Origin of the sequence: Chryseobacterium sp. 7, from assembly GCF_003663845.1 — a bacterium.
Taxonomy (GTDB): domain Bacteria; phylum Bacteroidota; class Bacteroidia; order Flavobacteriales; family Weeksellaceae; genus Chryseobacterium.
The window spans coordinates 3,534,571-3,548,436 of sequence record NZ_RCCA01000001.1; the positions used below are offsets into that span (position 1 = coordinate 3,534,571).

General features: G+C 33.5%; 16 protein-coding genes. 1 reads left to right on the forward strand and 15 read right to left on the reverse strand.

Going from position 1 to position 13,866, the window contains the following annotated elements:
* Positions 1-72: 72 nt before the first annotated feature.
* Positions 73-789: an aquaporin Z gene (gene aqpZ, locus CLU97_RS16190; RefSeq protein ID WP_089690627.1), complete on the forward strand. Its 717-nt coding sequence runs from the start codon at positions 73-75 to the stop codon at positions 787-789.
* 50 nt (positions 790-839) lie between these two features.
* Here aqpZ and CLU97_RS16195 read toward each other — a convergent pair whose 3' ends face one another.
* From CLU97_RS16195 to CLU97_RS23765, 15 genes are all read right to left on the reverse strand, one after another.
* Complete coding sequence (locus CLU97_RS16195) at positions 840-1,385, reverse strand: hypothetical protein (protein ID WP_121488846.1); 546 nt, start codon at positions 1,383-1,385, stop codon at positions 840-842.
* Positions 1,386-1,617: 232 nt separating this feature from the next.
* Positions 1,618-2,610 carry an acyl transferase gene (locus CLU97_RS16200; protein ID WP_121488847.1) on the reverse strand — a complete coding sequence of 331 codons (993 nt, stop codon included), beginning with the start codon at positions 2,608-2,610 and terminating at the stop codon, positions 1,618-1,620.
* Positions 2,611-2,805: 195 nt separating this feature from the next.
* Complete coding sequence (locus tag CLU97_RS16205; RefSeq protein ID WP_121489771.1) at positions 2,806-3,576, reverse strand: UDP-2,3-diacylglucosamine diphosphatase; 771 nt, start codon at positions 3,574-3,576, stop codon at positions 2,806-2,808.
* A 25-nt stretch (positions 3,577-3,601) separates the two neighbouring features.
* A complete protein-coding gene (locus CLU97_RS16210; protein ID WP_047097353.1) occupies positions 3,602-4,048 on the reverse strand; it encodes a 6-pyruvoyl trahydropterin synthase family protein in 447 nt (148 codons plus the stop codon).
* Between the two features lie 84 nt (positions 4,049-4,132).
* Positions 4,133-4,516, reverse strand: coding sequence for an acyl-CoA thioesterase (locus tag CLU97_RS16215; RefSeq protein WP_121488848.1), 384 nt, complete (start codon positions 4,514-4,516; stop codon positions 4,133-4,135).
* A gap of 83 nt (positions 4,517-4,599) precedes the next feature.
* Positions 4,600-6,402 carry a hypothetical protein gene (locus tag CLU97_RS16220; RefSeq protein ID WP_121488849.1) on the reverse strand — a complete coding sequence of 601 codons (1,803 nt, stop codon included), beginning with the start codon at positions 6,400-6,402 and terminating at the stop codon, positions 4,600-4,602.
* Positions 6,377-8,773, reverse strand: coding sequence for an outer membrane beta-barrel family protein (locus tag CLU97_RS16225; RefSeq protein WP_121488850.1), 2,397 nt, complete (start codon positions 8,771-8,773; stop codon positions 6,377-6,379). The genes CLU97_RS16220 and CLU97_RS16225 overlap by 26 nt, the downstream gene beginning before the upstream one ends.
* Before the next feature lie 3 nt (positions 8,774-8,776).
* A complete protein-coding gene (locus tag CLU97_RS16230; RefSeq protein WP_121488851.1) occupies positions 8,777-9,040 on the reverse strand; it encodes a hypothetical protein in 264 nt (87 codons plus the stop codon).
* 48 nt (positions 9,041-9,088) lie between these two features.
* A complete protein-coding gene (locus tag CLU97_RS16235) occupies positions 9,089-9,733 on the reverse strand; it encodes a hypothetical protein (protein ID WP_121488852.1) in 645 nt (214 codons plus the stop codon).
* Between the two features lie 23 nt (positions 9,734-9,756).
* Positions 9,757-11,667, reverse strand: coding sequence for a S8 family serine peptidase (locus tag CLU97_RS16240; protein WP_121488853.1), 1,911 nt, complete (start codon positions 11,665-11,667; stop codon positions 9,757-9,759).
* A 12-nt stretch (positions 11,668-11,679) separates the two neighbouring features.
* On the reverse strand, positions 11,680-13,125 hold the full coding sequence (locus CLU97_RS16245) for a radical SAM/SPASM domain-containing protein (RefSeq protein WP_121488854.1): 1,446 nt from the start codon (positions 13,123-13,125) through the stop codon (positions 11,680-11,682).
* A gap of 58 nt (positions 13,126-13,183) precedes the next feature.
* A complete protein-coding gene (locus CLU97_RS23750) occupies positions 13,184-13,339 on the reverse strand; it encodes a hypothetical protein (protein WP_183084588.1) in 156 nt (51 codons plus the stop codon).
* A 17-nt stretch (positions 13,340-13,356) separates the two neighbouring features.
* A complete protein-coding gene (locus tag CLU97_RS23755) occupies positions 13,357-13,500 on the reverse strand; it encodes a hypothetical protein (protein ID WP_183084589.1) in 144 nt (47 codons plus the stop codon).
* A 38-nt stretch (positions 13,501-13,538) separates the two neighbouring features.
* On the reverse strand, positions 13,539-13,682 hold the full coding sequence (locus CLU97_RS23760) for a hypothetical protein (RefSeq protein WP_183084590.1): 144 nt from the start codon (positions 13,680-13,682) through the stop codon (positions 13,539-13,541).
* Between the two features lie 35 nt (positions 13,683-13,717).
* Positions 13,718-13,861 (reverse strand): hypothetical protein, encoded by a 144-nt coding sequence (locus CLU97_RS23765; protein ID WP_183084591.1) that lies wholly within the window; start codon positions 13,859-13,861, stop codon positions 13,718-13,720.
* Positions 13,862-13,866 lie beyond the last annotated feature (5 nt).

Genomic DNA, 13,866 nt, shown 5'->3' on the forward strand with positions numbered 1-13,866 from the left:
TTTTCAGTTTTTACTTTTTACTTTAAGATTTAAATTTTACATTTGAGATGCATTTAAATAATAAACAACATGATAAAAAAACTTTTCGCTGAATTTTTCGGCACATTTTGGCTTGTTTTCGGAGGGTGTGGAAGCGCTGTTTTCGCAGCTGGTGTTCCAGATATCGGCATCGGACTTTTAGGAGTTGCTTTAGCCTTCGGTCTTACGGTTCTTACTATGGCTTATGCTGTAGGACACATCTCAGGAGGGCACTTTAACCCTGCCGTTTCTTTCGGGCTTTTGGCTGGAGGGAGATTTCCTGCAAAAGACCTTATCCCTTACATTGTAGCTCAGTGTCTGGGAGCAATTGTAGCAGCAGGATGCCTGTATACAATCCTTAACGGAGCGGGAGCGGTAGAATTCTCCAAACCCGGAGATTTTGCCACCAACTTCTACGGTGAAGCTGTGTATAACGGAAAAGCATTCAGCATGGGAGCAGCATTCCTGGCTGAGTTTTTATTAACTGCTTTCTTCCTTATCGTAATCATGGGAGCTACAGACAAATGGGCGAACGGTAAATTTGCCGGTCTTGCTATTGGTCTTGCTCTTACGTTGATTCACCTGATCTCTATTCCCATCACAAACACTTCTGTAAACCCTGCGAGATCACTTTCTCAAGCGGTATTTGTGGGAGGAACTGCGATGTCTCAACTTTGGCTGTTCTGGGTAGCACCAATTTTAGGAGGAGTTGTAGGAGGATTAATCTACAAATTCTTACTTCAGAGAGATACTGCAGAAATTGCAGATTAATTTTTAGAGCAATATTCAAATATAAAATCCTGTCAGGCGGCAGGATTTTTTTATTTCAGTTTTTTGATGTCAAAAGGATTTTTGAAGATCAGTTCTTCATGTTTTCCTTTGATTTCCATTTTACGCTGGAGAAGATTCAGAGCCATTTTCCGGATGAAAAGATCTTTATCATTAAGCTTCCAGTAAGAGTCTTCGTGAAGCTTTTTAGGCGGCCGGATCAGATAGAACTCCGTTTCCCAGGTATCTGCATTATGATAAAACTCGATGATTCCGCAATGTTCGGGGATAACCGCAGCATCTATCATTCCCATAGGAAGTAAAAAGCTAAAAGAGTTGCAGATGTAATCTCCACAGGAAATTTTATCGTGCTTCAGAAATTTTTCTCCTGTATCTTTATTGAGGTAAGATTTTTTGAAATCATTTTTAAAATCACTTTTTGAAAACTTGATCTCAATTTCATGACTTTCGCCTTCTGAATTAATGACCAGAATATCTGCTTCCCAATCTGCCTGAAAATAATTCGTCAGTACGATTTCTTTTTCAAAATCGCAATGGGAATGAATGTAGGTGTGGATAAGTTCTTCTATTTTGATCATTGGTATAATTGTAAAATGTACAATGTAAAAAGTATTAATGATGATGCGCTCGCTCTCCAATAGTCAATATTATAAACGCAATGTCCACAAAGTTTATATTTACTACCTTTAAATGTTCGCAAAAGCATTTCACTCAGCAAAAATAATAAGCTATTTTTATTTATTTCGATGATGAAAAAATTGACAAGCAAAGCGATTAACTATTCACAATTCCCCTTTGACATTACGCTTTCTAACTTACCAGCAGGCTGCAACCCCTGATATCCGAATGGTCTATTCTTCCCAATACCTGAAATTTATCTCCCACAATTTTCCCTAAATCCTGTGTCGCAATAAATGAGCAGGAATGGGTATTGGCCAGATCAATGATGTTAACAGCACCTGTTCTTCCTTCTTTTTCATAGCTTAAGGGATCTTCTGCATTCCTGACCATGATTCTCATCCAGTTGGGACATTCATATTCATTATTTCCAAGAGAATAAGCCTGCGAAAGCAATTCCGTCATAGAATATTCTGAATAGATCTTATCTGTTTTAAGACCGTCCTGCAAAATTTTCAATAACTCGTCTTTGGTCATTTCTTCTTTTCGTCCTTTCATTCCTCCGGTTTCAATTACGATTAAATTTTCGGGGAAATTTTGAGATTCTTCACTTTGTTCAGCATGGCAGTAATCCAGAAAATCTAATAAGGCAAAGGAAACTCCGAAAAGAATAACTTTTTTGCCCTGCAGATTGTTCAATAAATCAAAAAGTTCAGAATGGTTGTAAAGAAAATATCCGTTTTCCGGCCTGGCAGATTTTTTCATCAGATAGTCTACCATATAAATCAGGGATGAATTCTGTTTTTCCAGATAGCTTGGAAGTAAGCCCAGAAAAATAAAATCTTCCGGTTTTCCGATGAACTGTTCAAAACTTTTATAAATACTTTCTTCATACAGCTTTGGATCTGCAATAAAATGTTTTGAAAGATTCATCTGAGTGGTTCCTGAACTTTGAAAAAACAAATCTGTTGTCACATTTTTATCAAGAATCTGATGATTTTTAAACATTTCAATAGGCAGAAACGGAATTTTCACTAAACTGTCTACCTCATCAGGATTCACTTTCAGAAAGTCAACAAACTTCCTGTATATTTCAACATTTTCATACTGATAACGAAATGTTTTCAATGATGCGTTCAGGAAATCCTGTTCAGTCTGTATGTTGAATATGTTTTCTAATTTCATAACTTTTTTAAGCTCATTATCACCTCATTACAAGGCAACTATAAAGATAAAATATTGATATTTAATATTTTTTTAATCTGAAAATTCTATTTTGGTAGGCTTCTTGCAATTACTTAAACGGAATATGGATTAAAAACAAGAATAGGTTTCGGCCTATTTGAAGGTTACCTCTTTTTAGAGGTAATTTTTTTTGCTTTACTTTTCAAAAGCTTTCAGTTCAAAATCTTTTTCAAAAACCCCGTAGGTGAAATAGGAAATCCAGTCTCCAAGGTTGATATATTTGGCATTCTGTTCCAAATCCAGCACCATCGGAAGGTGTCTGTGCCCGTAGATAAAATAATCTATTTTCTGAGTCTTCAGCTTTTCTTTGGAATAAATAATCAGAAACTCTTTATCTTCTCCCAGAAAGGCTTTGTCTTCTTCTCCGGAGATCATTTTATTTTTTTGGGAAAGATATAAAGCTACTTTCATAGCAATATCGGGATGAAGCCATTTGAAGAACCACTGTGCAACAGGATTTGTGAATAATTTTTTCATTCGTTTATATCCTTTGTCACCGGGGCCTAAACCGTCTCCATGGGCCAGCAAAAACTGCTTTCCTCCCATCTCGAAATATTGTTTCTGATAAAAAACAGTACAGCCAATTTCTTCTTCCAGATAGTCTTTCATCCATAAATCATGGTTTCCGACAAAGAAATAGATATGAATTCCTCTGTCTTTAAGCTCTGCAATTTTTCCAAGAACACGAACGTATCCCTTAGGAATAACATGCTTCCATTCATGCCAGAAGTCAAAAAGATCACCCATTAAAAACAAAACCTGAGCATCTTCTTTGATCTCATCCATCCAGCATATAAATCTTTCTTCACGCACCTTGCTTTCCTTAGGTGTAGGAGCACCAAAATGCTGATCTGAAGCGAAATATACTTTTTTTCCAGGTTCTAAATTAATTGTTGTTTTTAACACCTTCTGAGTTTTGTGGGGGGTAAAATTATTGATTATCTTCTGCAAACCATTCTCCATAAGAGTTTTCCGTCTCATGAAGTTTAAGATAAGCCAAAGAAATTCCTTCCGGAAGTCTTGATTTGATTTTGGCAGCAATGGCATACAACATGTTTTCACAGGTAGGCTGGAAGCTGCAATAGATTACTTTATGGCCTTTCTGTTCAAGATCATCACCCAGTTCTTTATGCGGAGACAGGGCATTTACAAGAACCGCATGGTCCCATACATCTACGATTTCAGACTTTACGATACTTTTAATATCTCCGAAATCTACCACCATTCCATTTTTAGGATTTTCAATATCATTGATCGGTTTCCCTTTCACTGTTACAAACAGTTTATAGGAATGTCCATGCATATTTTTACACTTCCCATCGTAGTTGTAAAGCACGTGAGCGGTTTCGAATGTAAAAATTTTTGTAATACGTATCATAGTACAAAGATATGACAAAACCGCTTAATAGAGAAAAGACTGTTTCTATTAGAGCGATATTAAAATATTCTTTTTAGCGGATTTTTAAAAGTTTTCCAGCCAGTCACTTTCCAATCGTTTGATCTTCTTGGTTTCCGGATCAAACAGGATCCAAAGGGTGCTTGAATCTACTACCAGCTCATCATTGCAGTAAAATTCTACTTTTCTGGGCTGTTTGGCTCCTTCAGGTGACATGGGATAGGTTCTTACCGTGATGATGTCATTCAGATAGACTTGTTTTTTATACCGGATATGATGATCAAGAAGCATCCAGACATCATTTGCATATTCTGTTTTCTGTTTTAAAAGATCCCAGTGTTCTGCTGCCACTTCTTCCACCCAGTACACATATTGTACATTATTCACGTGATTATTCTGATCAATATGTTCTTCCGTTACCTGGATCTGTTTTTCGTACATTAAATTCATTCTCCTGAAAATTTACTCAAATTTATCATTTTAAAACAGAACTTTCTCGGGATTAAATAATATTTGGGCTTTTCTTCTATAGCTTATAAAATATTTTTATGGATTTTTTTGTTGTTACTTTTGATCATAAATCTTAAAAAAAGTTTAAGCTTAGAAAGTTCAATTATTTCATTTTCAGAACTATAAAATTCAGAAAGTCTGATTTCGAAGTCTGTAATGCTGGTATCCGGGCTACAAGAAATGATAATCAGGCTTACCCATTCTGAAATTTGTCTGTCTATCTCTGTCGAAAGATCTTTTACTTTAATTTCACGCAATAATTGTAAGCCGGGTTCAAAACCTTTTTTTATGATCCGTGTCAATATCTGATTGATAATTTCCAGCAGCATAAAATACCTTAAATGAGCCGGAGCTTTTTTTAATAAGCTTATATCATATCCATCAGCATGGATCGGAAGCTCAAAATTCAATAAATAATTAATATTTGCCATAGTAGTTTCTCTCCATTTTTCCATATCATTTACAGCTAAATATACAGTAGACATATTCATCAGCATTTGGGATATATGCAATGAAAGAATTTCTATTGACCGATAGGTATCCAGCTCTATACTATATCTGATTCCATCCTTCGTTATATTTAGTGCTTCTTCGTTATTATTTAATTTGAAAGACAAATATGATTTGTTGGACGTTATAAATGTCTGTATGAAATTGTATGAAAAACCGCTTTGTGGGAGAAGCTGTGTCGAAATTTTATCTGCATAGGCAAAGATATCTCCTGCCTCAATCAATTTACCTGCCTTCGCATGGCTAAAACCTCTGTAATATTGATTATTAAGATAGAAAATAGCCATATATTCTGAGCAATCGGGAACATTAAGAACAATCATATCATCCACATGTTTCAGGAAGTCTGATTTCAGAATCAGATTGTTACTTACCCCAGCCAGATGGTTTGAGGACTCCTCTTCCTTTTCTTTGCCGAAGTTTTTCAATTGAATATTTTTAAAGGAGGGGCATTCTACTGCAGCTTCTTCAAAATATCCTCCACAAGTGGGCAAAACAGAACAGTTTATACAGTTTTTATTAATTTTTTCATTTCTAATAAAATCCGATAATCTATGATAATCAACAATAAATCCTGATATGGGTAATTCTTTTATATCATGATGGGCAGTCAATAATACAGACAGCCCGTTCATTGTTTTTGGTCCTGTAAGCTGATGACCGTAAATACTCATAATAGCGGGATTGATTTCTTTAAATGAAATTTTTTCTCCAGAGGATAAAGGCTCATTAATTTCAGATTCATTAACATTATAAATCATTCTATGAGAATATATCCGTTTTTCTTCATCAAATCCTCTTACAGACTTATAAATATTAATTTTATTGCTAAAAGAATTAATTTTTTCTTTCTCAAGCCTCAAAATGGCTATATTTTCAAATTCTTTGGAATATTTACGCAGACCTTCTTTTATAAAGGCCAGGTTTTTCTTGTTTTGAAGTGCAAAGAGTAAACAAATATCATGATATGAAACTTTCTTAAGCGATTGAAAGATATTCTGAAAAATGTCCGTTGAAAAATGGACATCATCAAAAACCAACGTCAATTTATTTAATCCTTGTAAATGATTAGCTATGAACTCTTTTTCATCTATAATATCAGGCACTAAAATAGCTTTATCAATAAGTTCCTTTACTATTTTTGCATCTATAGGACTGAATGAACCTGTAAGCAGCAGTTTATAATTTTCTCTGCTTATTAGTATCCTTTTATGAGATATAGCAGAATGGAGGTAAACATGGTCTACCCCGTCTTCATAAACTTCCAAAAATCTGGATAATCTGAACAAATTATTGATTGATTCGGTTGACTTCATTGCTATTTGTAGATTGTATCTGCTCTCTGTTTGTATTTTTCTTTCCTTTTGAAAAGTTATAAGACAGCCTCAAAGAGACACTTCTTATTGCTAATCTATTTTCAATTTGTCTGTTGAAATCTGTTTCATTTACATTAACTCTGATACGCTTAATATTAAACGGATCATTAAAACTTAAATTGACATTCAGCTTATTTTTAAAAAAGGATTTCCTGAATGACATATTGACCACAGCCTGCGGGGCAAGATCGTAAACACTATAGAAAGATCTTGCAAAATAGCTTCCATTAATTTCTATAAAAAAATCATCCTTAATTTTGAATGTATTATTGATTCTGATATAAGGTGTTGCTTTTTCATAAGATTGGGGATGAGCATTGTTCACTTTGATTCTTCTATAGACAACATTCGCATAGGCATTAAAATTCCACCATTTATAAATATCAAAAAAAGTACTGAAGGATGCCAAATACATTTCTTCATCATTAATGTTATCATAAGTAGAAATAGTTTGCGAATTGACATTCGTTACAAAAATATTATTAATTACATCCGTACTCCTTTGATAAAGCAATGTGAAATTATGCTTTTTATTAAGCAGATAATTCAGTTCAAAACTATTAGAGAAATAGGGTTTTAGGAAAGGATTCCCTTTTGATATAAAAAACGGATCTTCAATATTTTCAAAGGGATTCAGCAGTTTGTAAGGAGGTCTGGTAATTCTTCTTCCATAGGAGAAATTCAGAGTATTATCATCTGAGGGTTTATATTCCACAAAAACGGAAGGAAAGAGATCCCATCTATTTTGAGAGAACGATTCTGAAGTGGTTATTGAATTGGCATTATAGTTTGTATTTTCTACTCTTAAGCCCAAATTCATTCCCCACTTGCCCCACTTTTTATTTATACTTGAATAGAAAGCCAAAAGCTTTTCATCATAAACAAAATCATTTGAAAGTATGGGGTTAAACACTTGATTCAGGCTATCAAAAAACTGTATACTGTTATTGGTTTTAGAAATTACATATTTTGATCCCAGCTGTGCTGTCAATTCATTTTTAAAAACTTTATTATAATCAAGATTGAAGGTGTGAATGTTTATTTTTAAAGGGTTTTTTATAGATAAATAGGTACCTGGTCTCATAATCTGATTATTTTTATCAAAAAAATTATTGTCCAGATAGGATTCCTGATGATTATTGTAACTGATGAAATTGTATCCCGCGTCTATTTTACTTCCCAACGAGTCTATTTTATATCTGTAGAATGTGTTAAATGTTTGATTTCTCAGCGTTAAAGGTTTCTCATTCTTTGTCACATAAATAGAATCTACATTAAAATCTGATGTATTCTTGATTGAGTTTGTAGACACTCCTGTTGTTGTTCCACTCCAATAGCTTAAAATGTAATTGGCTCCTATAACATTTTTTTCATTAATATTATAATCCAGTCCTGCACTAAGGTTATGGGCTCCTATTTTTTCTTTATAATCTTCGTGCTGATTGAGCTGAATTGGTCTATTAAAAAAAGTCTGTCTATCATTATTATCCACAAATCCCCTCCCGGTTCCATAGGTATAGTTAGCTTGTGTAATGATTTTTTTCTTTCGATAAACCAGCATCATTCCAGCGTTCCACTGAAAATGTCTGTGCTGTTGCAGCTCATTATATACTGTACCGCTCAACCCGTATTTATAATTGCTTTTTGTATTGATATTAATAATGGCTCCTTTAGTGGACGCATCGAATTCAGCCGAAGGAACTGAGCTGATTTCAATATTTTTAATGGATTCTGAAGGTATGGATTTTAGATAATCCATCAATTCTCTTCCACCTAATTGTATTTTTCTTCCATCCATATAAACCGTCACAGATTCATTTCCCCTGAATGTTATATTTCCGATATTATCTGTTTGAATTTCAGGGGAAATATTTAATAGCCGATAGGTATCCTGCCCAACTTTATAAACACTATTTTCTACATTAATAATGGTCTTATTAATTTTCTTTTCCAGAAGCGGTTTTACAATCACAATTTTGTCTATCAGTATTGTATTCTGATAGGTTGTAATGGCTCCAAGATCTATAGATTCATTATTAATTTCCAAAGTCTCATTATGTGCAGCGGTACTTTTATGCTGAATCCTTAAAGCATACTTTCCATTTGGAAGATTTCCAAGAGTAAATTTCCCGTTATCATCGGTAACCGTTGCTTTTACAAGTACGGAATCTGATTTTGTACTAAGAATAACTTCTGCAGATGATACTGGAGAACCGTTTTCTCTTATTACTTTGCCGAAAGCTGAATATTCCTGAGAATATACAGTCTGAATGATACTAAGAAATAAAAATAGAGACAGAATATTTCTCATACTTTAAACCAGAGCAAGATGTTTTTTTATAATATTTTCAACGAGTTCAGTACTGGAGAAAAAATTGACATCCAATTCATCATCCTCAAATTCTATTGAGAATTCGTCTTCAAGTGATGATATAAAAACCAAAGCCAGCATAGATTCTGATGTCAATAGTTGTAATCTTTCCTGATCGTTTTCACATCCTTCAAAAATGTCCTGATATTCACTTTGAGTTAAATCTTGTAAGATATCACTGATTTTTTGTTTTATATTGATTTCCATATTTTTTTTGTTTTTTACACTACTTTTATTTTGAAAGCTGAAATGAGACTATTGACTTAGTTTTTCAAAATTGCTTTTAATTATTGTTTCCAGGTGTTTAGCTTCTTCTTTACTGCCTTTTCTAAGAGCTATTCTCACATTGTCATAATTAATCTCGTTGATAAAATTCTGCTGGTATGCCGCAGTGTCTTCTACATTAATGTGCATATGATAATTGTTCCCTGGGATGTAAATTAAGTCTCCCGGTTCCTGAATAGCATAAAATGGTTTGATTAAATTTTCAGAAATCTTCTCATTAATATTTCCTATATTTTCCAAGTGATATTTAGATCTATTATTACTTATTTCAGCATTAAATGTTGCTGGATATATAAGCCACAACTTTCTTCCAGACAACAAATAATTCCACTTATCTTTGCTAAACTCTTCACGATCTAAAGCTGAAAATGTATCTTTCTCTTCAGATAGGATATTAAATTTTTCTTCTGATAGCCAACATCTGAAAATATTCAAAATTGCTTCGGTATGATCACCTGATGGGCTTTCATTTTCTGATTTAAATGCATTTTTAAAAACTACCGGTATGCCTCTATACCCATAATTATCATTAAAATAATTTTTATTTACAAACTCTCTATCATCATTGGTTAATGACTGACAGCCGTTTACTATTTTGTTGATGTCTATTTTCATATTACAATAAGGTTTCAATGTTCCTACATTACTTCTTCTTTTTCTTTTGCAAAGAAATTTACAATCTCATCTACAATGATGTTGTGATGGTTTTCATCTTTAATATTAATGACTTTCTTACCCAATTTTTCGGTAAAATAAATGAGCTTTTCATTATATTCCTCTTCATCTATCTTATCAAAAGATACGATGGTTTTATATCCATGATGGAATTTATACTGCCAAGGTGTCAGCACAAAAAACAATACTTCTGTTTCAACAAATGATTTTATGGTATTTACCGTTCTCTGTATCACATCAATGGAGTCACTGGGACTAATTGTACATACAATAGCATCAGGATAAAATGATTTTACATAAATTAATTTTTCAGGAGGCAACGAGTCATTAACAGGATGTAATGGAAGTATCCCTCCCTGACTTCCTGTAATAATGATGTCAGGTTCTTCGTTTAATTCTATGCTTTGGCTTAAAAGCCTTAATGATTTATTCCATTCTCTAAGATCTACTGATACGGTTCCATTATGCCCTATTGGAAAAACACAGGAAGAATTGAGAAGAATCCCCTGAGGTTCGGTAGAGATGTGTGATACTTTGTATCCTTCTTTTTCCAATACTTTTCTTATGATCATCTGTGTTGTAAATTTTCCCTGTCTACTGTTTGTTCCTACAACACAGATAGAAGGTCTCTTCAACGCAACATAATCAACATTTCTATAGAGGAAATCTTTTTTATCATTATCAAAAGAGGTTAAAAACAATTTCCCAGTATAGGCATGCTCATCATCATTGATAACCTGATTAATAATATCATATACAGCTTTATCCCACACAATAAAATTCTTATTTCTTTTGATACATTCTTTGATCAGAGTAAAACCAAAGAAGGAGTTGGAATCAGATAATTTATCAAGAAAATACCCAATTACAATGGTGTCAAAAAGATCAAAGTGTTCAGGGTTTAAGGCCTTTGTAATAAAATTAATACCCTTTTCCTGTAAGAGCTCCATGGTGTTATCTAATTTGATACTTCTTGGAGAACCGATTGCTAAAGTTAAGTTTGAATTTAAATGTTCTCTAAACTCAATTAACGTCTTCATTTCTTTCTCTTCGAAAGGAAAAATTGCAAAATTTTCAACTGACTTGTCAAGGGTAAAAACTTCTTGAAAAGTGCGTTCTTCTTTTGCGGATATATTTTCATGATCTACTCTTAGCTGATCATGTTTTGTAAGACTTATCGTATTATTATCAGAATTTCCGGATATCCAATTATTCAGTTCGTCTCTGGTTTTCCATTCTCCTTTTTCGTAAGCATCAGCCAATATCGCTGTAAAATGTGCTGTGGCTAAACTTGTCCCGGTACTAAACTGATATTTATTCTGTGGTACGGCAACTCTTTGAAAACCTCCTTTTGCAAGAATATTAACAAAAGAATCCTGTCCCAAAAATCTAAAGCTTTCTTTACTTTTTACAATTCCGGAGCCTACTGCAAATACTGATTTAAAATTTGCCGGAAAACACAGGCTATCATGTTTATAATATGCTGAAGCAACTACAATTACCCCTTTATCAAAAGCAAACTGACAGGCTTCTTTTAATTGTACGGAAGGATTATTTGTATTGACTCCCATGCTAATATTCAAAATTTTAGCATCAGTATGATTTGTTAAATATTCAATAGCTTCAACCAATAAATCTTCTGACAATGAATGATCAAATGATTCAATTTTTACAACAATGATTTTGGACAGGGGAGAATTTTTGTGGATAATAGATGTAATCCCTGTCCCATGTCCTTTATTGTCTGAAAATCTGTCTTTTACCGTAATAATTTCATTATTGGCATTTTTATAAATGGTGAGTCCCTCTATTTCTAAATCAACAAAGCGCTTATGATTTCTATCGCACCCTGTATCAATAATTCCTATTGTCATTATACTGCTGTATTATTTATTAGAATGTCCGGAATTAAAGGAATCTGTTCTCTGTGGCGCCGTTATCGTTTCCGGTTGTTCAGACATTCTCAGGTATTGTGTTTTTAGATAGTTCTCCAACTTATATTTCCATGGTGTACATTCTGGTACTGCTTTTTTTATGGCTTCATATGAACATGAAATCTTATCACAAATTGGAAGATAGCTGCAGTTTCTGCATACATCGCTGTGGGTATATCTATTAAAAGCAGAATATTTCTGAAATCTGTCAGGGTTATAAGGTTCAAAGACATTTGTAGGTGCTTTGGAATCATCATGAATAGTTTCCCAGCATTTGTGTACATAGCCGTTAGGATCTATAACTAGGCTGATAGGTGATGCCCATGTAGCACAAGTAGACTGATACATTGGTAAATCCCATTTTAGCTTTGCAGTCTTTCTGTTTAATTCTGAAGCCCAGTCATTATATCTGCTGATTAATTCAAGTCTGAAATTTTGTTTAAATTCAAAATATTCATCCACACTCATTCGCTTGTTTCCTTCTTCTTCGGACAGATCTATTTCTTCATAAGATCTTAACCATGCCGGATCAAAATGAATCTGGGTATTTTTCTGGGGCCATATTCCATATTCATAAAAGTCATCAAGAAGAGTAGGAATACTCTCTGCCACCTCCTTATCAATATTGAGCCTAATGGTAAAGCTTAGCTCTTTGCTGTCTATTTCTGCAATATTTCGCAGTATTTTAAAATAATTTTCTCCTTTTGTCTGTTTTAAAGGTCTTTTTCTATCATGAACGTCTCTAGCTCCGTCTATCGTTATCTGAGCTGTTTTCACACCACTTCTGATAAGCATATCCGCATTTTTTTTATTCAGATATATGCCATTGGTAATAACATTTGCGTCATACTTTAGGTTAAAAGTCTGTGCCAGATTTCTTAAATCTACAGACAAATCTTCTATGGCTTTCACATTAATCAAAGGCTCACCTCCGTACCAGGTTACAGAAAGGGTATGAACTTTTTTTCCAGAATTGGTAACTATCTGACTAATGTAGTCTACGATTCCTTTTTTAACCTTGTCATCCTTAAGGGTATGATTGGGTTTTATAAATTCAAAACAGTAAGAACATCCCATATTACAGGTGATAGTAGTACCAATGGTAAGATTGATGACTCCTGCATTTTTAAACTGGGTATCATTTACATTTTTTTCCAATAAATTTAAAACATCAAAATCACTGTCTATCAAATATTCTTTTTCAGACAGGTCATTAATAAAATCCTGAGAATAATTTTCAGAATCCGCATGTTTCATCATTGCTATGCCACTCAGTTGAATGCCATCATTATAAGTAAGTACATCCAGGCCGCCCGTAAGAGTATTATATAGCAAAAACTCTTCTCTTTCCTCAACAGGCACCAGGATATTAAAAGGGTTATTTTTAATTAGTGACATAATAATTAGATTAGTGATTTTAGTAATTTTAAGTAAATACAGCCCTATTTACAAATTTTTAGAAAAGAATTTCAGTGTCTCCACTGGTATCTCCACCAGTGTCACCCTGAGGGTTTCCCGTAAATGACATACAGGAGAATGCTTCACAAAGTGATTCTACTTCTTTAGCCGCTCTCTCTTTGATTGAATTTGGTTTTACTAACTCTTTTTTCATAAAATTGTGTTTAATGATTAGAACAAAATTTCTGTATCATCTCCCGTATCACCATTAGGACTTCCGAAGAATGATCCGCAAGTAAATCCGTCGCAAAGTGATTCTACTTCTTTAGCCGCTCTCTCTTTGATTGAATTTGGCTTTATTAACTCTTTTTTCATAATAAAAGGTTTGATTGGTTTGACTTATAATCTAAGGATTAGAATAAAATTTCTGTATCGTCTCCTGTGTCTCCACTAGGACTTCCCATAAATGTTCCGCAAGAAAACCCATCACAAAGTGATTCTATTTCCTTAGCTACTCTTTCCTTAATTGAATTTGGTTTTACTAATTCTTTTTTCATAATAAAAATTTAATTGTTATACAATGATTAAATGGTTAGAATAAGATTTCTGTATCATCTCCTGTATCCGCATTAGGACTTCCGAAAAATGATCCGCAAGTAAATCCGTCACAAAGCGACTCTACTTCTTTAGCCGCTCTATCTTTGATAGAATTTGGCTTTATTAACTCTTTTTTCATAATAA